This is a genomic window from Phenylobacterium sp. J367 (assembly GCF_024699985.1).
GTDB lineage: Bacteria > Pseudomonadota > Alphaproteobacteria > Caulobacterales > Caulobacteraceae > Phenylobacterium.
Genome location: NZ_JAJONA010000001.1, coordinates 2,784,481 through 2,806,100, shown reverse-complemented (window position 1 = coordinate 2,806,100; position 21,620 = coordinate 2,784,481). Strand labels below are relative to the sequence as shown.

Below are 21,620 nucleotides of genomic sequence, written 5' to 3'. Positions count from 1 at the left end.
CGTCAGGCGCAGCATCAGGCGGTTGATCGTCTCCTGGCGCATGGAAGCGCGGCCTGCCCGCTTGCCGGTCTGGATCTTCAGGCAATGGGCGGGGGCGAGCGCCAGAACGTCGTCGGAGATCAGGGCGTCGTAGAGCAGCGCCTGGGCGCCCTTGATGAACCGTAACGCGCGGACGGTGAGCAGGTCGGCGGCGCCGGGGCCGGCGCCCACCAGCAGGACGCGGCCAACGTTGGGTTTAGGCGGCATGACGGACCTCCTGGCGGGCGATCAGGCGGACGATCTCGGGGCGGCAGGAGCCGCATGACGCACCGGCGCCGGTGGCCTCGGCGACGGCGTCGACGGTGGCGCAGCCCTCGCTGACAGCCGTCTCGATGCGGGCCTGACGCACGCCCCGGCAGGCGCAGACGACAGGCCCGGTCTCCACGGCGCGGCCCAGCGGGCGGCCGACCAGCAGGGCGGTGCGTGCGGCGGGACCCAGCTCATCGAGCGCGAAGAGCTCGGCCAGCCAATCGCGGGGCGGCAGACTGCCGGCGCTCGTGGCGAAGAGCACATGGGTCAGGCGCCCCTGGGCGACATAGGCTTCGCGGAGGGTGCCGGCGCCTTCGTCCTCGAAGCGCAGGACGTCGCCGGGCGCGTTCCGGGTCACCAGCCGGCGCAGCACCTCGCGTTCCTTCGCGTCGCCGCGGCCGGCGAACTCGTGGAGCTGGCAGCTCGCCTGGGGGATGCGCCGCCAGACAAGGTCGAGGTCGGCGGGCGCGGCGAGCGGCTCGCGGGTGAGGACGAAGCCGCGCCAGGTCTCGCGGTAGGGGCGGACGCGGGCCGGGGTGTGCTTGAACTCCGGCTGGCCCGAGCGCGGATCGACATTGGCGGCGACCAGCGGATTCGCGCGACCCGAGGGAGCGTAGGCGGCCGTCCAGTGCATGGGCAGGAAGATCGAGCCCGGCCGCTGGCGCCCGGAGAGCCGGGCCACTGCGACCGCCTCGCCCTGGCGCGTGGTCACGCGGACCAGGCGGCCCTCGTTGATCCCCTGCGGTTCCGCGTCGGCGGGATGGATCTCGACGTAGGGCTCGGGCGCATGGCGGCAGAGTTCGGGCGCGAGGCCGGTGCGGGTGAGCGTGTGCCAGTGGTCGCGGACCCGGCCGGTGTTGAGCGACAGCGGAAAGACGGCGTCAGTGGCCTCCGCGGGGCCTTGGGCGGGGACCGGAACCATGCGGGCGCGGCCATCGGGGGTCTGGAAGCGACCGTCGGCGAAGAGCCGGGGCGTCCCGCCGGCGGCGGTCACCGGCCATTGGATGGGCTCAAGGGAGTCGTAGGCCTCGGGCGTCAGGCCGACCAGGCGGCCGAGGTTCAGGGAGGCGGCCGGTGTTCTCATAGGCGGTGAGACGGGCCCATTCGCGGAACACCTGGGCGGGCGAGGTCCAGGCGAAGGCTTCGTCGTGGCCCATGGCGGCGGCCACGCCGGCGACGATCCGCCAGTCGGCGCGGGCCTCGCCGGGCGCCGGAAGCGCGGCCCGCTGCCGGGAGATGCGGCGTTCCGAATTGGTGACCGTGCCGTCCTTCTCGCCCCAGGCCAGAGCCGGCAGCTTCACATTGGCGAAGGCGGCGGTGTCGGTCTCGGCCATGACGTCGGACACGACCACGAACGGGCAGGCGGCCAGCGCCTCGCGGACCCGGCCGGCGTCCGGCAGACTGACCGCCGGGTTGGTGGCCATGATCCACAGCGCCTTGATCCGGCCCTCGCGGACCGCCTCGAACATCTCCACGGCCTTGAGACCGGGCCGCGGGGCTATGGTGGGCGAGCCCCAGAAGCGCTGCACGCGGGCGAGGCTCTGGGCGTCGAAGTCCATATGGCCGGCGAGCGTGGTGGCCATGCCGCCGGTCTCGCGCCCCCCATGGCGTTGGGCTGGCCCGTGATCGAGAACGGGCAGGCGCCGGGCTTGCCGATCCGGCCGGTGGCCAGGTGGGCGTTCAGGATGGCGAGCCCCTTCCCAACCCCTTGTGCCGACTGGTTCGCGCCCATGGAGAACAGGCTCACCGTGCGCGGGGTCTCGGCGAACCAGCCGTAGAAGCGCTCGAGGTCGGCGGCGGCCACGTCGCAATCCTGGGCGACGGCGAAGACCGACTGGTCGACGCGGGCGAGTTCGGCCTCGACGTCTGCGAAACCTGCGACGTGGGCGGCGACGTAGCCCCGGTCGACGGCGCCGCGGCGCAGGAGGTCGGCGAGCAGGCCATTCCAGAGGCGGACGTCGGTCTGGGGCGCCAGGGCCAAGTGCAGGTCGGCGACCTCGGCGGTGTCGGTGCGGCGGGGATCGATGACCACGTGGCGCTGGCCGCGCGCGCGCGCGCCTTCCATGCGCCGGAATAGCACCGGGTGGGTCCAGGCCGCGTTGTGGCCGGACAGGACCACGAGGTCGGCGAGGTCGAGGTCCTCGTAGCAGCCGGGGACGATATCTGCGCCAAAGGCGAGCTTATGCGCCGTCACGGCCGACGCCATGCAGAGCCGGGAATTGGTGTCGATGTTCCCCGAGCCGATGAAGCCCTTCATCAGCTTGTTGGCGGCGTAATAGTCCTCCGTGAGCAGCTGGCCCGAGACGTAGAAGGCGACGCTGTCCCGCCCGTGCCGGGCTATCGTCTCCTTGAAGCGCCGGGCGACCAGCGCCGTGGCCTCGCTCCAGCTGGCGCGTCGGCCGCCGATGGTGGGGTGCAGCAATCGGCCTTCGAGCCCCACTGTCGAGCCGAGGGCCGCGCCCTTGGAGCAGAGGCGGCCCTGGTTCGCCGGGTGGGTCTCGTCGCCGGCCACCGTCAGGCTTCGGCCCTCCGCCGTCGCCGCGATCCCGCAGCCGACGCCGCAGTAGGCGCAGGTGGTGCGGATACTCACGCCTCCTCTCCCCCGCGAAGCGGGACGGAGATGGTGGGGAGAGGGCTGCGGCTGCCGGGGATGGCACGGAGGTCGGCACGGGGCGGACGGTCGTAGGCCCTCTCCCTGCCCTCTCCCTTTCGGGCTGCGCCGGGGGAGAGGAGGCGATGAGGACTGCGCCGCAGCTCATCTCAGGCGCGCCCCAGCATCAGCCGGCCGTCCTCGACGCGGAGCGGGATCACCGGGGCGCAGCCCTTGCCGCGGTCGGCGCCCAGCGGCTCGCCGCTGGCGAGGTCGATGGACCAATTATGCAGCGGACAGGCCACCGCCCGCCCGTGCACGATCCCCTGGCTGAGCGGGCCGCCCTTGTGCGGGCAGGCGTCGCGCAGCGCGAAGACCTGGCCGTCGCCGGTGCGGAAGATGGCGATGTCGCCGTCCGGGGTGGGCACCCGGCGGGCGCCGCGCACGGGGATGTCGGTCACCGCGCCCACGTCGATCCAGGCGATGGGGTCCTTCACGAGGGCGTTCATGCGAGCTCCATGCGGCGGGAGAGCGGGTTGAACTCGGCGGCGTCGCGGCCGGCGACCCGCTCGGCCCAGGGGTCGATGCGGCTGAAGCGCTGCGAATAGGCGAAGCGGTCGTGGAGGGCCCGGCGCTGGTCCGGGTCCTCGACAGCGGCGCGGATGCTCGGGAGGCCGACCCGGGCCATCCACTTGTAGATCCGCTCCAGGTACCAGCCCTGCTCGCGGTAGAGCTGGGTGACCGCGCAGATCGTCCACAGCGCTTCCTGCTCGGTGGCGACCTTGGTGAGCAGTTCCGTGCCCTGGATGTGCAGGCCGGCGGCGCCGCCCACATGGATTTCATAGCCGCTGTCGACGCAGACGACGCCAATGTCCTTGCAGGTCGCCTCGGCGCAGTTCCGCGGGCAGCCGGAGACCGCCAGCTTCACCTTGGCGGGGGTCCAGGAACCCCACATGAACTTTTCCAGCCGGACGCCGAGGCCCGTGGAATCCTGGGTGCCGAACCGGCACCAGTCGGAGCCGACGCAGGTCTTCACGGTCCGCAGGCCCTTGGCGTAGGCGTGGCCGGAGACCATGCCGGCGCGGTTGAGGTCGGCCCAGACGGCGGGCAGGTCGTCCTTCTTCACGCCCAGGAGGTCGATGCGCTGGCCGCCGGTGACCTTGACGGTCGGGATGGCGAACTTGTCGACCACGTCGGCGATGGCGCGCAGCTCGGAGGCCGAGGTCAGCCCGCCCCACATCCGCGGGACGACCGAATAGGTGCCGTCCTTCTGAATGTTGGCGTGGACCCGCTCGTTGATGAAGCGGCTCTGCCTGTCGTCACGGTATTCGCCCGGCCAGGCGCAGAGCAGGTAGTAGTTGAGCGCCGGGCGGCAGGACGCGCAGCCGTCGGGGGTGGTCCACTCCAGCGCCTGCATAGCGGCGGGCATGGATTTCAGGCCCTCCGCCACCAGTCGGCGGCGGACCTCGTCGTGGCCCTTGGCGGTGCAGCCGCAGACCGGCTTCGGCCCCGTCTGCACCTGGAAGGCGTCGCCCAGGGTGAACTGCAGGATCTTCTCGACCAAGGGCGTGCAGGAGCCGCAGGAAGCCGAGGCCTTCGTCTTGGCGCGGACCGCGTCGAGCGTCGTCAGGTCCTGGCTAGTGATGGCGGCGGTGATGGTCCCCTTGCAGACGCCGTTGCAGCCGCAGACCTCGGCCTCATCGGCTATGGCGGCAACGGCGGCGCTAGGGTCGAGCCCCCGAAGGCCCTCCGTGACGGCCTGTCCGAAGACCAGCGTCTCGCGGATGTCGCCCACATCGGCGCCGGAGCGCATGAGGTCGAAGTACCAGCCGCCGTCGGCGGCGTCGCCGAACAGCACCGCGCCGGCGACCTTGCCGTCCTCCAGCACGATCCGCTTGTAGACGCCGCGGCCGGCGTCACGGAACACGATGTCCTCGCAGCCGGCGCCGCCCAGGTGCTTGCCCGCCGAGAAGACGTCGACGCCGGAGACCTTGAGCCGGGTGGAGAGCGCGACGCCCTCGAAGGTCCCCTCCCCGTCGGTGAGCGTGTCGGCCAGCGCCCGGCACATGTCCCAGATGGGGGCCACGAGGCCGTAGCACTGGCCGCGATGCTCGACGCATTCCCCGACGGCCGCGATCGCCGGGTCGGACGTGGTCATGGTATCGTCGACGACCACGCCGCGGGCCGTCGCCAGGCCGGCGGCCTTGGCGAGCGCAGTGTTCGGACGGATGCCGACGGCCATCACCAGGAGGTCGCAGGGAAGCACCCGCCCGTCCTTCAGACGCAGCCCCGCAACCCGGCCGTCCGCGCCCAGGATCTCTTCCGACTGCGCGTCCAGCACGGTCTCGACGCCGCGCGCCGCGAGCGCCTCGGTGAGCAAGAAGCCGGCCGAGGCGTCGAGCTGCCGCTCCATCAGGACGTCCATCAGGTGCACGACGGTGGCGCCCATGCCGCGGCGCGAGAGGCCGTAGGCCGCCTCGATGCCCAGCAGCCCGCCGCCGATGACGACGGCCTTCGCACCAGGCTTCGCCGCCGCGACCATGGCGTCCACATCGTCGAGGTCGCGGAAGGTGACGACGCCCGCAAGATCTGAGCCCGGAAGCGGGAGGCGCACCGGGTCCGAGCCGGTCGCCAGGATCAGCCGGTCGAAAGGGACCTCGAGGCCACCCTCGGCGCTGACGGTTCGGCGGTCGCGGTCGATGGCGGCGACCGCGCGGCCGGCGTGGAGGACGATGCCGTTGTCCCGGTACCAGGCCTCGTCGTTGATCACGATGTCGGCGAAGGATTTCTCCCCGCCAGCACCGGCGACAGCATGATCCGGTCGTAGTTCACCCTGGGCTCGGCGCCGAAGATCGTGACCTCGTAGCGGCCGGGGTCGCGTTTCAGCACCTCGGCGACCGCCCGGCAGCCGGCCATGCCGTTGCCGACGACGACCAGTCGTTCCTTACGCATGGTCGATACTCCTAGAGACGCAGGGCCGCGGCGCCGGCGAGTTCCGGCCAGGTCCGCCGCCAGCGGGCCTTGACCCCAGTGAGGCCAAGCAGCGCGACGAGCGCCAGGGCGGCGAAGGCGAGCAGGCCGGGCTGGTAGGAGCCAGTCGCCTGCTTGGCCCAGCCAAGGCTGGAGGCGAGGTAGAAGCCGCCGACGCCGCCGGTCATGCCGACGAGGCCGGTGACCACGCCGATCTCCTTGCCGAACCGCTGGGGCGCGAGCTGGAAGACTGCGCCGTTGCCGGCGCCGAGCGCCATCATGGTCGCCATGATCAGGGTGAGCGCGGCCCAGGGGCTGGCGTGCTGGAAGCTGGCGAGCGCGAGACCCAGCGCTGCGAGAACCAGCACCACCGAGAGCGTGCGCACGCCGCCGAAGCGGTCGGCGAGCGCGCCGCCCACCGGCCGGACGAAGGAGCCGGCGAAGACGCAGGCGGCGGTGAAGAAGCCGGCGGTGACCGCGGCCAGGCCGTACTCGGCGTTGAAATAGATGGTCAGCGAGGACGAAAGGCCGACGAAACCGCCGAAGGTGACGCTGTAGAGGCCCATCAGCCACCAGGCGTCGCGAACCTTCAGGACGTCGAGGTATTCGGCGAGCTTCTTGGGCGGCGGACGGTTCGGGGCGTCCTTAGCGAAGACGACGTAGACGACGAAGGCGACAGCCAGTGGCAGGACCGCCAGGCCGATGACGTTCTGCCAGCCGTAGAGCTGGGCGAGGCCCGGCGCGAAGAGGGCGGCGAGCGCCGTGCCGGAGTTGCCGGCGCCGGCGATGCCGAGCGCCAGGCCCTGGTGCTCGGGCGGATACCAGCGCGAGGCGAGCGGCAGGGCGACGGCGAAGGAGGCGCCCGCGACGCCCAGCACGATGCCCAGGATCAGCACCTGGCTGTAGCCGTGGACGCCGAGCATCCAGGCGGTGGCGAGACCGGCCATGACCACGAGCTGGCCGAGGATGCCGGTGCGCTTGGGCCCGATGTGATCGACGAGGACGCCGGCCGCCAGGCGGAGCAGCGCCCCCCGACAGCACCGGGACGGCGACCATCAGCCCCTTCTCGGCGGGCGTCAGGCCCAGGTCCCTGGCGATGGCGACGCCGAGAGGGCCGAGCAGCACCCAGACCATGAAGCTGAGGTCGAAGTAGAGGAAGGCGGAGAGCAGGGTCGGGGTGTGCCCCGACCTGAGGAACGAGCGGCTGACCATCGGAGAAGGCCCCGTATGAGGATGGTGAGCGGCGGCGTCGCCGTGGGAGGAAGGGCTCGTCGTCGAGCGTTTCCGAATGCCGCGAACGCCGTTGTCCTCGGGCCTGAGGCCAGGAGAACCGCATTCCGCCGATGGCGACAGTCCCCGCGGGGCGGCGGCGGTCCGGTTCCATATTGCAGCGCAAAATCGAGGGCGCCGGCGCGCCGCCCTGAGCGATTTTCAGGCGATCGCGCCCTGGGCGGCCCGGTCGAAGAGGTCGGTCCGGAAGACCTGGGCCGCGACGGCGGCGGCGTCGAGCGGGCCGATCTGGCCGGCGCGCGCCATCTCGCCCAGCAAGCGGACGCCGTCTTCCAGGGTCGGGCGGTTCGCGGCTCCGGCGGCGAAGCTGACCGGCTCCAGCGCCGCGACGATCAGGGCGGCGTCGAGGGCCAGCCGCTCGGCCAGGATGGCGGCTAGAGCGGGGCGGTTGCCCGGCGCGTCGGCCCAGGCGCCCGCGCGGATCAGCGCGCGAAGCAGGGCGATGAGGACTTCCGGCTGGCGCTCGGCCCAGTCACGGCGGACACCCAGCACCTTGTCCGGCGCGCCCTGCTCGGCCCGGGCCACCACGACGCCCACGCCGCGCGCCTCGGCGGCCGTGTTCCAGGGCTCTCCGGCGCAGAAGCCCTCCATCACGCCCTCGGCCAGGAGGTCGGCCATGCGCGGCGGCGGGGCGACGGTGATGCGAACGTCCTCGGCCGGGTCGATGCCGGCGTCGTTCAGCCAGCGGCGAAGGAGGTAGGCGTGGGCCGACCACGGGAAGACGACCCCGAAGGTGAGCTGGCTCGCCCCCTGCTCTTGACGCCGCGCGACGAGGCGGGCGAGCGCCGGGGCCGCCTCCCCCTCCCCCGAGGCTTTCTCGCAGGCGCCGGGGAAAGTGTGATGGCCGCACCGCCGCGGTTCAGCGCCAGGGGCGCCAGGATCGCCACGGGATCGCTGCCCACACCCAGCGTCATGGCGAGCGACAGGGGCGACAGGAGGTGCGCGCCGTCGAGGGCGCCGACCGCGAGCTTGTCGCGCACCGTGGCCCACGAGGCCTCCCGGTTCAGCGTCACGGACAGACCTTCATCGGCGAAGAACCCGAGCGCGTCGCCGACCAGCAGCGGGGCGGCGTCGAGGAGCGGGACATAGCCCAGGGCGACGGCGGTCATGGACGGTCTCCCTTGAGCACGCCGGCGAAGGCCAGCAGGTCGGCGGCGACGGCGCCGATCGGGCGGCCGGTGTCCATGGAGAGCTTGCGCAGAAGGGCGTAGGCGGCCTCTTCCTCCAGTCCACGCTCCTTCATCAGCAGCGCCTTGGCGCGGTCGACGGTCTTGCGCGACGCCAGGTCGGCCTTGGCCTTCTCGAGATCCTGGCGCAGGCCGTTCATGAGCTGGAAGCGGCTCATGGCGACCTCCAGCACCGAGCGGACCCGGGCCTTGGCGAGGCCGTCGACCACATAGGCGGACACCCCCCGCGCGGACGGCGGCCTCGGCGAGGCCGGGTTCGAGCGGTCGACGAACATCACCACGGGGCGCGGATTGGCGGCGGTGGCCTCGCGCAGGCTGTCGATGGTGTCGCGGTCGGGACTGTCGGACGCCACGACGATGACGTCCGGCTCGAAGACCGCGGCCTCCACATGGTCGAAGAGCGCGGCGTGCCGGACCTCCAGCGGTTCCACGCCGGCTAACCCTTCCGCCACGAGGGCGGCCCGGGCGGGATCGGGATCGACGACGAGCACACGCATCTGTCGCGACTTAAGCGGGGCGTTCCGGCTGCGTCGCAGCGGGCTCGACGCCGCAGGCGGGCGCGCAGGCGACAATCGCCCAAGACCCGGGCGCCCGGCGCCCCTAAATTGCGGCAGGCCCCCGGGCGAGGAAGGCCTCCAGCAGGGCCGCGCGCTCCTCCGGCGTGTTCGCGCCGCGGAGGCGGGTCGCGGCCGAGGGATCGGCGTCGAGCAGCGGCAGGCCCGCGGCGGTGATGAGGCGCGCCATGGACCATCCCGGGCCGGCGTCGGCCGGCAGCGCATCGATGTCGATCACCAGCGGCAGGTGGAGGTGGGCGTAGGCCGCGCCGGGCGCCGGGGCTTCGATCAGGGGGGCGAGGTCGTCGCCAAGAACGGTCGGCGCATCCACCGCCAGGACGAGCGCCCGACGGCAGCCCGCGGCGGCGAGCGCCCGAGCGCCGGCGACGATGCCGCCCACCGGGCCGCCGCTCGGCTGGGGCTCCCGGACATTGGCCCGCCCGAAGTCGCGCGCGCCGACCGTCAGCACGGGCGAGGGCGCCGGCCTGTTCGGCGCAGATGGCCACGAGGTCGACGGCGCGCAGGCCGCCCCACTCGAGCGCGGCCTTGTCCTCGCCCATGCGGGACGAGGCGCCTCCGGTCAGGATGAGGGCTCCGAGCATCGCCCCGGTTTGCCTCAGCGGGCGCGGGGCGTCACGTCCCTCAGGTCGTCCGGGGCGTAGCTGAGGGTCGTCCACGGGCGGGCGGCCGTAGCGCAGCTCGATGTCCTTCTGCAGGACCCGCGCCGCCATCATGTGGCCGCGGAAGAAGGTGTCGATCGCCCAGCCGACGACGGGCACGCTCGAGAAGGCGCTGTCGGCGGCGAGCCAGGCCGCCATCTTGCCGAGCGTCGCCTTCGAGGGCGCCGCACTGGCTGGCCTCGTACAGCAGCAGGCCGCCGGCTCCCAGCGAGTAGACGGTGCCGACGCCCGGCGCCCAGGCCAGCACGCCGTCGAGGCCGAGGCCCCAGGGACCGACCTTGATCAGGTCGTCCGACAGCTTGCGGATGCGGTCGGCGGCGCGCCAGGCGCGGTGCGCGCGCTCACGGTCAGGGTGTTCCATGGTTCTTCCAACGCGAGGCGCTCAATCGGGTTCGGGTGACTCATGATCGTCTGCCGCCGTCTCCCCCGAAGGAGACGGCCGTCTGGCGCGCCGCGCAAGCTCTCTTCGTACGTTGGCGTCCTCCATGAGGAGCACGGCGTCGGCGTCCCCGCCGGGATCGCCCGCCCAAACGTTCACCGGCGCCGCCTTGGCGTAGAGCGCCACGGACTGGATTGAGCGCCATCGCCCGGCGCGCATGATCTGGAGCAGGGTCCGGCCGGCCACCGCAAGGTCCTGCGCCGCGCCGACCCGCATGGAGTGGCCGGAGAGACCGGCGACCAGGTCCGGCGGGAGGCCCGCGGCCATGGACGCCAGCCGGATCCGCACGCGCACCACCCGGGGCTCCATCTGTCGGTTGATGATGACGGTTCGGGCGACCGGCCTCAGGATCGGCCCTGGGTCGCGGATCCCGGCCGCCGTCAGCCAGGCCCGGACATCCCCTGCAGCCTGGGCGGAGAGGAAGGCGAACTGGCTTCCCTCATGGAGTGAACCCTTGGTCCGACGGACGCGGACCTTCGCCGTCCCGTCGGGGAGCGGGACGAGGTCTTCCGCCCGGAGCGCCACCAGTTCGAAGGCGCGGCAGAGCGTGTCGTACCCGAGGCTGATCATCGCCCGGTCGCGAAGGCCCAGCAGGGTGGCCGGACAGGCGGAGCGGAGCTGATCGCGGACCGCGGCCGTCATGCCGGTCGCCTGCTTCTGTGCGGAACCGTAGGTCCGCAGTCCTCGCCGGAACGCCGTCTGGACGAGCATGGCGCGGGTCGGATCGTCCCGGCCGGCCAGGGCGTGCACCTTCCTGATGAAGCTCAGCCTGGTTTCGATGCCGGAGGCCGCAACGCGCCGAAACGCGTCCTCCACATAGGCGGCCACCGTCTCCGCCGACGCCGGGAGGGACTCGCGCGCCTCACTCCGGCACCAGGCCTCGAACTCACGGAACATCTGGATGATGGCCCGGATCGTCTTGGGGGCATATGCCCCTTCGAGCGACCGGACCGTCGCGATCCAGTCCGCCTCGCCCGCCGGCGTGGACTGCACCCGCGGCGCCCGGACGAAGCCCTTCGGCGCGCCGGGCGTCAGGGCCTCGGGGTTCATGCGCATGCCGAGCGGCTGGGTTGGATCCGCATGGCCGAGAAGCAGGTGAACCTTCCGGATGGTCCCGACGCGCAGGCGGATGCTGGAGAGCTGGAAATGGCTGGCGAGGCCGGCCACGTAGAGCCGAACGGTCTCGGGCTGGGCTGGGAGCGCCGATCGGCCGAAATCCTGGCACCAGGCTTCGAACTGCCGGAAATGCCGCAGGGCCAGGGCGAGCGTGGTCGGCTGGTAGTGCGGCCGCAGGGCCGCGATCGCGGCCCGCCAGGGGATCTCGGCGATCAACGCCGCATCTTCTTCCTCGCCGACCGCCATCCGCCACCTCCGTCCTGCGATAGACGCAAAAGGCGGCGGGTGACCCTACCGCAATAGGAATCCCGAGGCCGCGGGCGACGGCGTTTATCGCGATGCGAATGCGATCTGAAACATGCCCCGGGGCGTTGGTCGCGAGGCTCCCCTGCAACCAGCCCGACGCATATGGCTTGAGCGGTTTCGCCGGAATGACCTATGCTCGGGCCTGCCGTTCACCTTGGGATCTCGGTCAAGGCCGTGGAGAAGCGGATGACCCAGGCCCTCAAGCTCTGGATGGCGCGATACCGGGCCTGAGGCGGCGATGACCCTTCCCCCGACAATCGGACGCGCGCACAGGAGGAGGCCGCCGAATGGCTGGCCCGCCTCGGAACCGTTCCCATCTCCACCCGGACGGTCCGCGAATTCCGCGACTGGCGTGACGATCCGGCGAACGATGCCGCCTACGAGGAGGCCGAGGCCTTCTGGGAAGCCTCGGGCCGGCACGCCGCCGATCCCGGCGTCATGCGTATGACCCAGGAGGCCCTCGAGCGCGGCCGCCGCCGCCGCCGCTGGACCACCTGGTTCCGCGGCCCCCGGCTCGTCGGCGTGCTAGCGGTGGCGAGTCTCGCCGCCGCCGGCGCCCTGTTCGCCACACTCCAGCGGCTCGACCCGGCCTACGCCACCCAGGCCATCGAGCAGAAGGTCGTCCGCCTGGAGGACGGCAGCCGGGTGCACCTCAACGTCGACAGCCGGGTGAAGGTCGCGTTCCGCGACGGCGAGCGCCGCGTCAGCCTCACCCGCGGCGAAGCCTTCTTCGAGGTGGCCCACGACGCCAGCCGCCCGTTCGTCGTCGAGGCCGACGGCGCCCGCATCCGGGCGCTCGGCACCAAGTTCGACGTCCGCCGCGAGAACGGCGCCGTCAACGTGACCCTGCTGCAGGGCGCCGTCAGGGTCAGCCCGGCTTCCGGGGCGCAGCCCGTCGTGCTGGCGCCCAACCAGCAGGCCGTGGTCCAGCGGTCCGGTCCGATCCGCACCGCGGCCGCCGACGCGGCCCGCACCACCAGCTGGACGACGGGACGCCTGATGTTCCGGCAGACTCCGCTCGCCTCGGCGATCGCCGAGGTGAACCGCTACAGCGACCGCGAGGTGGTCCTGTCCGATCCGGCGCTCGGCGCCCGCACGGTGAGCGGCTTCTTCGACGTCGGCGACGCCGAGTCCTTCGCCAAGGGTGTCGCCGGCCTGTTCGACCTCTCCGTGACCGACGAGCCTGGCGGCCGCCTCCTTCTCAGCCCGCCCGCCGCCAAGGCGGCGCCTGGCGCATGAAGATATTTTTCGTGCGCCGGTAGGGTGAAGCGTTCCGATTTCCGTCTTGCCCGCCCGACGGTCCGCGTCAGAAGGCCCGGCTGAGGTAGCCGTTCCCGCCGCGGACCGCGCGGGGGAAGCATCCGTGTCCAAGGTTCGTCATTCCGGTCCACTGCGGCAGGCGCTCATGTGTTCGCTCGCGGTCGCCGCCCTGCTGGCCGCCGCCCCGGCCTCGGCGGCGGGCGAGCGGCCCATCGACATTCCGGCCGGCAGCCTGGAGGCGTCACTGGCGGCGCTTTCCGCGCAGTCCGGCGACCAGCTGATCTTCACGCCGGACCTGGTGCAGGGGCCGCACCGCACCGGCGGTCCAGGGCCGGCTCAGCACCGAACAGGCCATCCGCCGCCTGCTGGCCTCCGACGACATCGTCGCCAGCCGGGTCGGCCCGCGGATGGTGGTTCTGAAAGCCCGCGGGGCGCCGCCGGAAGGCCGCGCGACCCCGTCCCGCGCGGGAGGTGCGCCGTCCGGCCCTTTCGAAACGGGCCGAGGCGCTGAAACGACGCCCTTCTCGGCCTCCGCCCCTGCCTCGATCGCCCGGGCGGAGAGCCACACCGTCGAGGAACTGCGGGTCACCGGCACCCTCGTCCGCGGCGCGCGGGCGAAGGAAGCTCCGGGGCTTGTGCTCGGCCGCGAGGACCTGCTCCAGACCGGCCACGCGACGCTGGCCGGCGCGCTGAACACCCTGCCGCAGGTGTTCGGTGGCCGCAGCACGGAGGCCACCTCGCTGCTCAACTCCGACCGCTCGGGGACGAACGGTGCGCTGGCGACCGGCGTGAACCTCCGCGGCCTGGGCTCCGACGCGACGCTGGTGCTCGTCGACGGCCGCCGCCTCGCGGGCTCCGGCCTGAAGGGCGACTTCGCGGACGTCTCCTCGATCCCGTCGATCGCCATCGAACGGGTCGAGATCCTGCTTGACGGCGCCTCGGCGCTCTACGGCTCCGACGCGGTCGGCGGGGTGGTCAATATCATCCTGCGGGACGATTTCGAGGGCGGCCAGCTCCGGGCCAGGGGCGGCGCCGCCAGGGCGGGCGAGCCCCGCGAGGGGCTGGTCGCCGGCCTCATCGGCCACCGCTGGGAGACCGGCAGCGGCCTGATCGCGGTGGAGGCCTACCAGCGCGAGGCGCTGGCCGCCGCCGACCGGCCCTATACCGCCACCGCCGACCTGCGTCCGCTGGGGGCAGCGACTGGCGGCTGACCTTCGCGGCGCCCGGCAACATCCTGCGGCAGGACCCGGTCACCCGGGTCACCGGTCCCTACTGGGGCATCCCGCCGGGCCAGCCGGGCGTCGGGCTGCAACCCTCGGACTTCCTCGCCGGCCAGCTGAACTACGACGATCCCCGCGCCGGTCAGGACATCCTGCCGGCCCAGCGGCGGATCAGCCTGGTCGCCAACGCCCGCCAGGAGCTGGGCAAGGTCGAGCTGCAGGCCGACGCCCGCTACAGCTTCCGCCGGAGCAAGGCCGAGATCCGGGCCCAGACCGCGACCCTGACGGTCTCCCGGAACAACCCGTTCTTCGTCTCGCCGAACGGATCGACCTCGCACCAGATCGCTTACGCGTTCGGCGACGACATCGGCGGCCCTTTCACCCGGCCGACCTCCGAGAGCCTGAGCCTGGCGCTCGGTGCGGCGGCGCCGCTGGCCGGGGACTGGCGGCTCGACGCCTACGCGGGCTTTGCCCAGGAGATCCAGGAGACCGGCTCCGCGGGCCAGCTCAATTCGGCGCTTCTGCAGGAAGCGCTCGGCAACGTCGCGGACCGCCCGGACACCGGCTACTCGCCTCAGCGCGACGGTTACTTCAATCCGTTCAGCGGCCTCCCGAACCAGCGCTCGGCGGTGCTCGCGGCGATCGGCTCCGGCTTCTCCGACACCCGAACGGTGACGCGGGTGGCCACCGGCAACGCCCAGGCCGACGGGACGGTGCTCGACCTGCCCGGCGGCGCCCTCAAGGTCGCCCTGGGCGGCCAGCTCCGGCGCGAAGCGCTCGATCGCCACGGGTCAAGCTACACCTCTACGACCGCGCCGGTGGCGATCGCCGCCGCCGACGTCGGGCGCACCGTCGCCGCAGCCTTCGCCGAAGCCCGCGCGCCCCTGTTCGGGGCCGAGAACGCCCGCCCGGGCTTCCGCAGCCTGGAGTTCTCGGGAGCCGTTCGGGTCGAGCGCTATTCCGACTTCGGAACCACGGCCAATCCCAAGGCCGGCCTATCCTGGGGCCCGGCCGAAGGGCTGAACCTGCGGGCGACCTACGGTCATTCGTTCCGCGCGCCTGCCCTGACGGAGCTGAACGACACCCAGCTCTACACGGCCGCGCAGTTCCCTCTGGGGTCCGGCCGGATCCTCGGCCTGTTGCTGCAGGGCGGCAACGCCGACCTCGAGCCGGAGACGGCGAAGACCTGGACGCTCGGCGCCGACGTCCAGCCGAGCGCCATCGCCGGCCTGCGGATCTCGGCCACCCTCTTCGAGACGGCGTTCGAGGACCGGATCGACCAGCCGGCCCGGCAGAACCTGGCCGGGGTGCTGGCCGATCCCACGCTCGCGCCCTTCGTCCGGCGCATCCAGCCGGACACCAGCCCCGCCGACCTGCAGCTGATCACCGCCCTGCTGGCGGACCCCGCGGCCGCCAGCGCCGGCCTGTTCCCGCCACAGGACTACCGCGCCATCGTCGACGCCCGCCTGGTCAACACCGGCAGGCTGACCGTCCGCGGGCTGGACCTGCAGGCCAGCTACGCCCCGCCGCTGGCCGGCGGGGACCTGAACCTGTCGGCCAACGCCAGCTGGCTGTTCGACTATGTCCAGCAGCTGACCCCGACGTCGGCGGCCGTGGACCGGTCCGGCCAGGCCGGCTACCCTGCGGACCTTCGCGCCCGGCTCGCCGCCGACTGGACCCGCGGCCCCGTGTCGGCCGGGCTTGCCCTCAACCACATGGGCGACCTCCGCACGCCCGACGGCCGGGGCATCGACAGCCTCTCCACCGTCGACCTCCGTGTCAGCCTGAAGGGCGGCGACGGCTCGCGGCTCAGGGGGGTGGCCCTGGACCTCACGGTCCGCAACCTCTTCGACACGGACCCGCCCTTCTACGACAACCCCGACGGCTTCGCCTTCGACCCGGCCAACGCCGACGTCGTGGGCCGCTTCGTCAGCCTCGAGCTCTCCCGGAGCTGGTGATGCGGCGGTGGCTGACGCGCAGCGGGCGCGCCCTCGCGGGCGCGGCCCTCCCCATGCTGCTCGCGCTGACCGGCGCCGGCATCGCCCTCCCCTCGCCCGCCCTGGCGCGACCCGTGACCCTCGAGGACCTGCTGCAGCGGGAAGGCGTCGGCCAGGCTGCCTTCGACCCCGCCGGGCGGTGGGTCGTGGTGGAGCGCCAGGGCCCCTACGCCTCCGGCGTCCGCTTCGACCTGGAGGGCTTCAACGACATCGCCCGGACGACGATCTGGGCGGCGCCCGTGCAGGGCGCCGAGCCCCTCGCGCCCCTGTTCCCGTCCGAGACCGACGCGGGATACAAGCTGGGACCGATCAGCCCCGACGGACTTCACGTCGCGGTCTACAGGCTGAAGGGCGACGCCTGGCGGCTCGGCGTCGCCAGCTTCGCGGACCGCACGGTGCGCTGGTTCGACATCGTCCCGGAGCTGTCGCTGTTCGGACGCGCCCTGCAATGGCGGACCGCCACGGAACTGCTGGTCCTGACGACCCCGGACGGCGACCTCCCCCGCCCGCTGCGATTCCGGAACGAGGCGGCGCGCAAGCTGCCGGCCCGCTGGGCGGCGAGCCGCACCGGGGCCGGGGCGCATACGGTGTTCGGCAGCGGCCGCTACCTCGACGCCCGGCCCCAGGCGCCGCCACGCAGCCTGCTCAGCCTGGACCTGGCCCAGGGTCGCACCACCGTCCTGGCCCAAGGGGACTTCACGGACCTGGAGCTTTCGCCGGGCGGACGCCGGATCGCGCTCCTGGAAGGCGCGGAGGATATCCGGCTCACGGCGGGGACCCCACTGCAGGGCGACTACGGCCTCGCGACCCGGCGCCAACGGCTGCGGATCCTCGACCTCGCCACCCAGGCGCTCACCGCCCCTGCCGCCGGCCTCGACCTCCTGCCGCTGCTGGCCTGGTCGCCGCAGGGAGATGACCTGCTGATCTACGGCCGCCGGGACGGCGAGCCCTGGACAAGCGGGGCGCTGCTTCGCCTCGACGTGTCCGACCAGAGGCTGGTGCCGGCCGCCCCCGGCCTGGCCGTCCACCTTGACCTGCGGCCGGAGCTCGTCCGGGCGGGCTGGGTGGCGGACAACCTCGTGGTCTTCGGCCGGCGGGCGGCGGGCGGGGCCGCCGCCTGGTTCCGCGTGACGGCGCACGGCCCCCGCCCGGCGACCGGGATCGGCCTGCCGGCCAGCGCTGGCGTTCCCTCGCGCCTGGATCGGATCCCCATCGCCTTGCCCGACTCCTCCCCCGCCGCCCCCGCGGCCGGCCGCCTGCTAGCTGCGCGGAAGGGCGTCACCCTGCGGGCCGTACGCCTCGAAGGCGGCGCGGAACAGCTTGTCCTGGCGGAGCGGAGCCTCGCCCGCCGGCTGGCCCTGCTCAACGCCGGCAGCCGTGACATCGATGCCCCGGACATCCGACGCATCGTTCACGCCGGCCCCGGCGGGGAAACCCTGAGCAGCTGGCTGCTGCTTCCGCACGCCCGGCCGGCGCAGGGCTCCGGGCCCTCCCCCTGGTGATCGTTCCATACCTCGGCCGACGGCATGCCGCGCCGCCGGCCGCGGCGGACTGGCGAAGCCCTGGACCCATCCAGGCGCCGCCGCTGCTGGCGACCGCCGGCTATGCCGTGCTCATCCCCAGCCTGCCGATCCCGGCGGGCGCCGAGGACCCCGCGGCGGGCGTGGCGGACCGCATGCTGGCGATCGTCGACCAGATCGCCAAGGATCCGGAGTTCCAGAAGGTCGTCGCCCCGGACCGCGTCGCCCTCTGGGGCGCCAGCTACGGCGGGTACACGGTGTTGTCCGCGATCACCCAGACCGGGCGTTTCCGGGGTGCCCTGGCGCTCGCCGCGCCCAGCGAACTGATCAGCAAGCACGGCGAGTTCCATCCGCAGTGGCGGGTGGATCCCGCCGCCGGAATCGAGGCGGCGATGTCCATGGGCTGGGTTGAAACAGACCAGGGGGCGATGAAGACGCCGCCCTGGAGCGATCCCGACCGCTATGTGCGCAACAGCCCCGCGTTGCAGGCGGGCAAGATCAAGACGCCGCTGCTGTTGCTCCACGGCGACCAGGACAACATCCTGCATACCCAGGCAGAGACGATGTTCACGGCGCTCTACCGCCAGGGCAAGGACGTCCAGCTCGTCACCTACTGGGGCGAGGGGCATGCCATCCGCAGCCCGGGCAACCTCAGGGACCTCTACGAGCGGGCCTTCAGGTTCCTCGCCGAGGTCATGGGACGGGACGAGGGCCTGTCTTCCCGGGCGACTGTCGGCGCACTGCCTTGACCCGGACCTCGTCGCATCCATCTGCACGCAGGTCAGGCGCTGTCGACGGAGGGCCGACGGCCGAGGTCCGGGACGCGTCCCTGCCAGTGCCGGATCCAGAACTCGAGCGCTGCGGCCGACAGCAGACCCCGCGCGTCCGACCGATAGATCAGCCGATCGGGGTCCAGGGCCTCGGCGACAGCGGCGCGGTCGACGAGGCCGGCGTCCGCCAGGACGCCGTCCCGCAGCACCGGCAGCAGGCTGTCCCGGCTGGCGGCGATCCACCGCGAATAGTGTGTCGTCAGATCGCCTTTCGAACGCCGCCAGACCACCGTGGCCGGAAGGCTGTCCGAGAAGGCCCGCCGGGCCAGAGCACGCCCGTGCAAGGTCCCGCTATCCTCCACGAGCCGCCACGAAGGAATGGCGAGGCAGAGCTCCATGACCGGCTGGGACAGCAGCGGATGAAGCACGTCGGCGGTCAATGTCCGCCGGTTGACGCCGCGGTGCCCTTGGGCCGCCGCCAGGGCGGCGACCTGGAACCGCTTGCCAGGCGGCAGTGCCTCCAGATCGTACAGCCAGGGGTGGGCGCCCAGCCCGGCGGCGTACCGGCCCGGCGGCGCCTTGGCCGCGCGCGCGGCTTCCCAACCCACCGACCAGATCGAACGTCGAAGCCAGCGCGCGGTCTCCCGCGCGAATGGCGTCAGCAGCGCCTGCGGCCCGTCGGCCTGAGCCCGGTCGGCCAGCACCAGGGCGGTGGCGCGCTGGAAGAAGACGCCATCTCCGCCCTTGCCGCTGAAGATCGCCGTGGCGCCCGCCCGGCGCGCAAGGTCCGCGCCCAGCCGATCCCGCGGCGTGTCCAGGGCGTTCACGGGCGGACGGGCGTGACGTGAGAGCTCCGCGTAGTCCTCTTCGCGCCAGGGCGGCGTAACCCTCGGGACGCAGCGCAGCGGCAGGTCGAGATGGCCACACACCGCCCGCGCCCAGTCCCGCTCGTCAGCGAGGACAGACCGGGCATGATAGTTCACCGCCTCGGCGACCTGGGCCCGACGTCCGGTCCGCATCAGCGCCGCCGCGACGATCGCGGAATCGAGCCCGCCCGAGACTTCCACGGAGAACCGTCCGTCTGCGGCCAGCCCATCGACGGACCTCTCGACGCACGCGCGAAGCTGCGCGGCAAGGTCGTCCGCGTGGGCCAGGTCGGATCCCACGAAATCCGCTGGGCGCCAGAGGGCGACGGCGTCGCCGCGGCTGCCGCCGAGCGGCTGCATCGCCCCCGGCGCGACGCTCTCAACGTTGAGCGCCGTTCGGTCCGCTGCGAGCCCCGGGGCGGACAGGATCGCCGGGATGACGGTCCAATCGAGACGGACGGACTCCGGTCCGCCGGCGCGGGGCAGGCCGCAGAGGTCCGACGCGGCAAACGCAAGCTCGCCCCGGCGCCCAGGTGAGCACGTCCAGGCCGCCACTCGGATCGCGAAAGGCCCAGCTCGCGCCGAGTTGCGGGTCCGGCAGCAGGGCGAGGTACTCGCCCCAATGCTCGTCGCAAAGCCTGCGCGCGGCGCGCTCCGCCTCCGCCACCAGGGACGCGGACCGTGCGGTCCGCGGCGGGCGCGGACCGGCGCGGGCTGCTATTCGCCCGATGATCACGCCCTCGCCCGCCGGGCCGGCCTGGACACCGACCGGGCGGTCCGGAGAGGTCCAGACCTCCAGCCCGGCCCGCCGCCAGGCCAGACGCCAGCGGGGGTCGGCGGCGAGGTCGTCCGCGAGCCTCGCGGCCTGTCCGCTCGCGGTCACGCTGGCCGGGGGCCATGCATAGGCGAGGTAGGGGCGGCTCATCCGAGGACGAAGATCGGCGTGTACTCGCCGACGAGGTCGGTCGCCTCGTCGAGGGCGGTGTCGCCCACCTGCAGCCAGCAGTGCGCGCCGAACGGCCAGGTTCGCACGCCGAACACCCAGCGGGCATTCCGTCCGGCGCGTTGCAGGAAGCGAAGCAGCAGGAAGCTACGCGCGAGGCACTTGCCCGGCGCGGGCAGCCAGATTGCGGCATGCCGGAAGCGGGCGCAGAGCGCGACGAGGTCCGCGTCGGCCTGTTGGTCTTCGGCGAGGGGTGCGACCTTGGCGGCCGCCTTCAGCACGCGGGACAGGGGCTGTCCGCGATACCGGGTCGCCAGGTCGATCGCGCAGCCGGCAAGCGCCGCGAGATCCCGGGGGCGCAGGCTGGGCGGCTCCGTCGAAAGCAGGTCTCGCCGAACGGGCGGCGGGAACGGCGACCGGGCCTCTCCGACCGCGGAGAGATAGCCCGCGGATTCGAGCATCTCCGCGGCGTCCGGCGTCGGGCGAAGGCGGCGGCGGTCCGGCTGCAGCCCGATCGCCGACCGTCCTTCCGGAAGGCAGAAATAGGCATCCGTTTCGATGTCGAGGAGGACGACATCGTCTCCGATGACCGCCGCATGGACGTGGGGGGCGAGTTGCATGGCCAGGAAGGGCCGGCGCCGGGGTCGCCGGCGCCGGACTCGATCAGGCCTGCCGCGGCGTGATCAGGTCGTCCTCGACGAACGGACCTTCGAGGTCGCCGTTGGTGTGCGCCTTGGCGCTGCCGAGGCGCAGGAGGCGAAGGCTCCGGAGGTTGAACAGCTTGGTCATCGTCCACTCCTTCAATCTACCGCAGGATAGCGGCGGACACAGACCACAACCTCAGGTCTATATATTCAATCTATATTCCGACTATTCCTCAGCGCCTTGCGACGGACGCCTCCAGAAGGGCCGACAGGCGCTCGGCTTCGCGGATCCGCAGGGCATGGAACTGCCTCAGCGCGGAAAGACGCTCCGCGCGGGTGGCGTCCTCCTCCAGCAGCCCGGCCGTCTCGCCCGCCAGGTCGCCGAGCACCGCGACCTCGAGCCGGCGGACCGGGCCGAGCTGGACCTGGACCGCGCGGAACGCCGCGACAAGCGGGCGGCTGCCGGTCGCCGCCACCAGCTGCATGAACCTGGCCTCGACGGCGGCGACAGGGTCCGGCGCGGCGGCCTGCGCCGGCGCATCGCCCGCCGCCGGCCCCGGGCTCAGGCGGCTGGGCCGCCCGGGCTGCAGGGCGATCAGCAGGTGGGCGAGGCTCAGACGGTAGAGGTCGGCGATGTCGCGGGCGGCGAGTTGCCGGACGAAGTAGCCTTGCCCGCGGCGGTCCTCCAGCAGCCCCTCCCCGCCAGGCGGGAGAGGGCTTCGCGCACCGGCGTGGTGCTGAGGCCCAGTGCGTCGGCGAGGTCGACGGCGCCGGCGCGCGTCCCGGGCCGCAGCTCCCCGCTCTGAAGGCGGTCGCGCAGCGCGCTCAGCGCCACATGGAAGGGTTCGGCCTGGTACGCGGCCATGGCGGACTCCGGGGGCGCTGGGGCGCGGGGGCCGGAGGAGGGCCGCCCGGGAGCCCGGTGACAAGGGCGATATTTTTTCCACCCGGTGGGGCCGCCTGCGGCGACCCCGCAATAT

15 protein-coding genes and 7 pseudogenes are annotated in these 21,620 nt (G+C 72.8%); 6 read left to right on the top strand and 16 right to left on the bottom strand.

The features are described 5' to 3' along the window. Positions 1 to 3: 3 nt before the first annotated feature. The 11 genes and pseudogenes from LRS04_RS15055 to LRS04_RS15000 all read right to left on the bottom strand — a co-directional run. A pseudogene (locus LRS04_RS15055) lies at positions 4 to 246 on the bottom strand (SAM-dependent methyltransferase); the annotation flags it as partial. Next, positions 236 to 2,872, bottom strand: a pseudogene (locus LRS04_RS15050) (molybdopterin-dependent oxidoreductase). The pseudogenes LRS04_RS15055 and LRS04_RS15050, both read right to left, overlap by 11 nt. Before the next feature lie 176 nt (positions 2,873 to 3,048). Beyond that, positions 3,049 to 3,387: a nitrite reductase small subunit NirD gene (gene nirD / locus LRS04_RS15045; RefSeq protein ID WP_257817056.1), complete on the bottom strand. Its 339-nt coding sequence runs from the start codon at positions 3,385 to 3,387 to the stop codon at positions 3,049 to 3,051. Next, positions 3,384 to 5,830 (bottom strand): annotated as a pseudogene (gene nirB, locus LRS04_RS15040) (nitrite reductase large subunit NirB). Before nirB ends, nirD begins: the two are co-directional and overlap by 4 nt. An 11-nt stretch (positions 5,831 to 5,841) precedes the next feature. Further along, a pseudogene (locus LRS04_RS15035) lies at positions 5,842 to 7,060 on the bottom strand (nitrate/nitrite transporter). A gap of 219 nt (positions 7,061 to 7,279) precedes the next feature. Then, complete coding sequence (locus tag LRS04_RS15030) at positions 7,280 to 8,128, bottom strand: ABC transporter substrate-binding protein (RefSeq protein WP_257817055.1); 849 nt, start codon at positions 8,126 to 8,128, stop codon at positions 7,280 to 7,282. Next, positions 8,023 to 8,247 (bottom strand): annotated as a pseudogene (locus LRS04_RS15025) (ABC transporter substrate-binding protein); the annotation flags it as partial. The pseudogene LRS04_RS15025 and the gene LRS04_RS15030, both read right to left, overlap by 106 nt. After that, positions 8,244 to 8,822, bottom strand: a complete 579-nt coding sequence (locus LRS04_RS15020) for an ANTAR domain-containing response regulator (protein ID WP_257817054.1) — start codon at positions 8,820 to 8,822, stop codon at positions 8,244 to 8,246. The pseudogene LRS04_RS15025 and the gene LRS04_RS15020, both read right to left, overlap by 4 nt. A gap of 103 nt (positions 8,823 to 8,925) precedes the next feature. Then, positions 8,926 to 9,348 (bottom strand): molybdenum cofactor guanylyltransferase, encoded by a 423-nt coding sequence (locus LRS04_RS15015; RefSeq protein WP_308238447.1) that lies wholly within the window; start codon positions 9,346 to 9,348, stop codon positions 8,926 to 8,928. Positions 9,349 to 9,643: 295 nt separating this feature from the next. Further along, positions 9,644 to 9,697 (bottom strand): annotated as a pseudogene (locus tag LRS04_RS15010) (hypothetical protein); the annotation flags it as partial. Positions 9,698 to 9,941: 244 nt separating this feature from the next. Further along, a complete protein-coding gene (locus LRS04_RS15000; protein ID WP_257817053.1) occupies positions 9,942 to 11,360 on the bottom strand; it encodes a tyrosine-type recombinase/integrase in 1,419 nt (472 codons plus the stop codon). Between the two features lie 345 nt (positions 11,361 to 11,705). Here LRS04_RS15000 and LRS04_RS28025 point away from each other — a divergent pair. From LRS04_RS28025 to LRS04_RS14975, 6 genes and pseudogenes are all read left to right on the top strand, one after another. Continuing rightward, positions 11,706 to 11,804: pseudogene (locus tag LRS04_RS28025) on the top strand (DUF4880 domain-containing protein); the annotation flags it as partial. A gap of 54 nt (positions 11,805 to 11,858) precedes the next feature. Further along, positions 11,859 to 12,659 carry a FecR family protein gene (locus LRS04_RS14995; RefSeq protein WP_257817052.1) on the top strand — a complete coding sequence of 267 codons (801 nt, stop codon included), beginning with the start codon at positions 11,859 to 11,861 and terminating at the stop codon, positions 12,657 to 12,659. A 428-nt stretch (positions 12,660 to 13,087) separates the two neighbouring features. Beyond that, positions 13,088 to 13,891, top strand: a complete 804-nt coding sequence (locus LRS04_RS14990) for a TonB-dependent siderophore receptor (protein WP_257817051.1) — start codon at positions 13,088 to 13,090, stop codon at positions 13,889 to 13,891. Then, positions 13,888 to 15,858, top strand: a complete 1,971-nt coding sequence (locus LRS04_RS14985; protein WP_308238349.1) for a TonB-dependent receptor domain-containing protein — start codon at positions 13,888 to 13,890, stop codon at positions 15,856 to 15,858. The genes LRS04_RS14990 and LRS04_RS14985 overlap by 4 nt, the downstream gene beginning before the upstream one ends. Next, positions 15,858 to 17,399, top strand: a complete 1,542-nt coding sequence (locus LRS04_RS14980; RefSeq protein WP_257817050.1) for a hypothetical protein — start codon at positions 15,858 to 15,860, stop codon at positions 17,397 to 17,399. The genes LRS04_RS14985 and LRS04_RS14980 overlap by 1 nt, the downstream gene beginning before the upstream one ends. Continuing rightward, positions 17,396 to 18,166 (top strand): S9 family peptidase, encoded by a 771-nt coding sequence (locus tag LRS04_RS14975; protein WP_257817049.1) that lies wholly within the window; start codon positions 17,396 to 17,398, stop codon positions 18,164 to 18,166. Before LRS04_RS14980 ends, LRS04_RS14975 begins: the two co-directional genes overlap by 4 nt. 32 nt (positions 18,167 to 18,198) lie before the next feature. Here LRS04_RS14975 and LRS04_RS14970 read toward each other — a convergent pair whose 3' ends face one another. From LRS04_RS14970 to LRS04_RS14950, 5 genes are all read right to left on the bottom strand, one after another. Then, on the bottom strand, positions 18,199 to 19,608 hold the full coding sequence (locus LRS04_RS14970; protein ID WP_257817048.1) for an asparagine synthase C-terminal domain-containing protein: 1,410 nt from the start codon (positions 19,606 to 19,608) through the stop codon (positions 18,199 to 18,201). Positions 19,609 to 19,974: 366 nt separating this feature from the next. After that, complete coding sequence (locus LRS04_RS14965) at positions 19,975 to 20,616, bottom strand: lasso peptide biosynthesis B2 protein (RefSeq protein WP_257817047.1); 642 nt, start codon at positions 20,614 to 20,616, stop codon at positions 19,975 to 19,977. A gap of 43 nt (positions 20,617 to 20,659) precedes the next feature. Further along, positions 20,660 to 20,785 (bottom strand): hypothetical protein, encoded by a 126-nt coding sequence (locus tag LRS04_RS14960; protein ID WP_257817046.1) that lies wholly within the window; start codon positions 20,783 to 20,785, stop codon positions 20,660 to 20,662. An 88-nt stretch (positions 20,786 to 20,873) separates the two neighbouring features. Beyond that, positions 20,874 to 21,125 (bottom strand): hypothetical protein, encoded by a 252-nt coding sequence (locus tag LRS04_RS14955; RefSeq protein WP_257817045.1) that lies wholly within the window; start codon positions 21,123 to 21,125, stop codon positions 20,874 to 20,876. Between the two features lie 128 nt (positions 21,126 to 21,253). Beyond that, positions 21,254 to 21,505 carry a GntR family transcriptional regulator gene (locus LRS04_RS14950; protein WP_257817044.1) on the bottom strand — a complete coding sequence of 84 codons (252 nt, stop codon included), beginning with the start codon at positions 21,503 to 21,505 and terminating at the stop codon, positions 21,254 to 21,256. Positions 21,506 to 21,620: the final 115 nt, after the last annotated feature.

What these genes read in the sequence shown, in the direction of transcription:
- LRS04_RS14965 (WP_257817047.1), bottom strand. Translation starts at nt 20,616, where the DNA reads ATGCAACTCGCCCCCCACGTCCATGCGGCGGTCATCGGAGACGATGTC.
- LRS04_RS15020 (WP_257817054.1), bottom strand. Translation starts at nt 8,822, where the DNA reads ATGCGTGTGCTCGTCGTCGATCCCGATCCCGCCCGGGCCGCCCTCGTG.
- LRS04_RS15000 (WP_257817053.1), bottom strand. Translation starts at nt 11,360, where the DNA reads ATGGCGGTCGGCGAGGAAGAAGATGCGGCGTTGATCGCCGAGATCCCC.
- LRS04_RS14950 (WP_257817044.1), bottom strand. Translation starts at nt 21,505, where the DNA reads ATGGCCGCGTACCAGGCCGAACCCTTCCATGTGGCGCTGAGCGCGCTG.
- LRS04_RS14980 (WP_257817050.1), top strand. Translation starts at nt 15,858, where the DNA reads ATGCGGCGGTGGCTGACGCGCAGCGGGCGCGCCCTCGCGGGCGCGGCC.
- LRS04_RS14995 (WP_257817052.1), top strand. Translation starts at nt 11,859, where the DNA reads ATGCGTATGACCCAGGAGGCCCTCGAGCGCGGCCGCCGCCGCCGCCGC.
- LRS04_RS14990 (WP_257817051.1), top strand. Translation starts at nt 13,088, where the DNA reads ATGGTGGTTCTGAAAGCCCGCGGGGCGCCGCCGGAAGGCCGCGCGACC.
- nirD (WP_257817056.1), bottom strand. Translation starts at nt 3,387, where the DNA reads ATGAACGCCCTCGTGAAGGACCCCATCGCCTGGATCGACGTGGGCGCG.
- LRS04_RS14960 (WP_257817046.1), bottom strand. Translation starts at nt 20,785, where the DNA reads ATGACCAAGCTGTTCAACCTCCGGAGCCTTCGCCTCCTGCGCCTCGGC.
- LRS04_RS14955 (WP_257817045.1), bottom strand. Translation starts at nt 21,125, where the DNA reads ATGCAGCTGGTGGCGGCGACCGGCAGCCGCCCGCTTGTCGCGGCGTTC.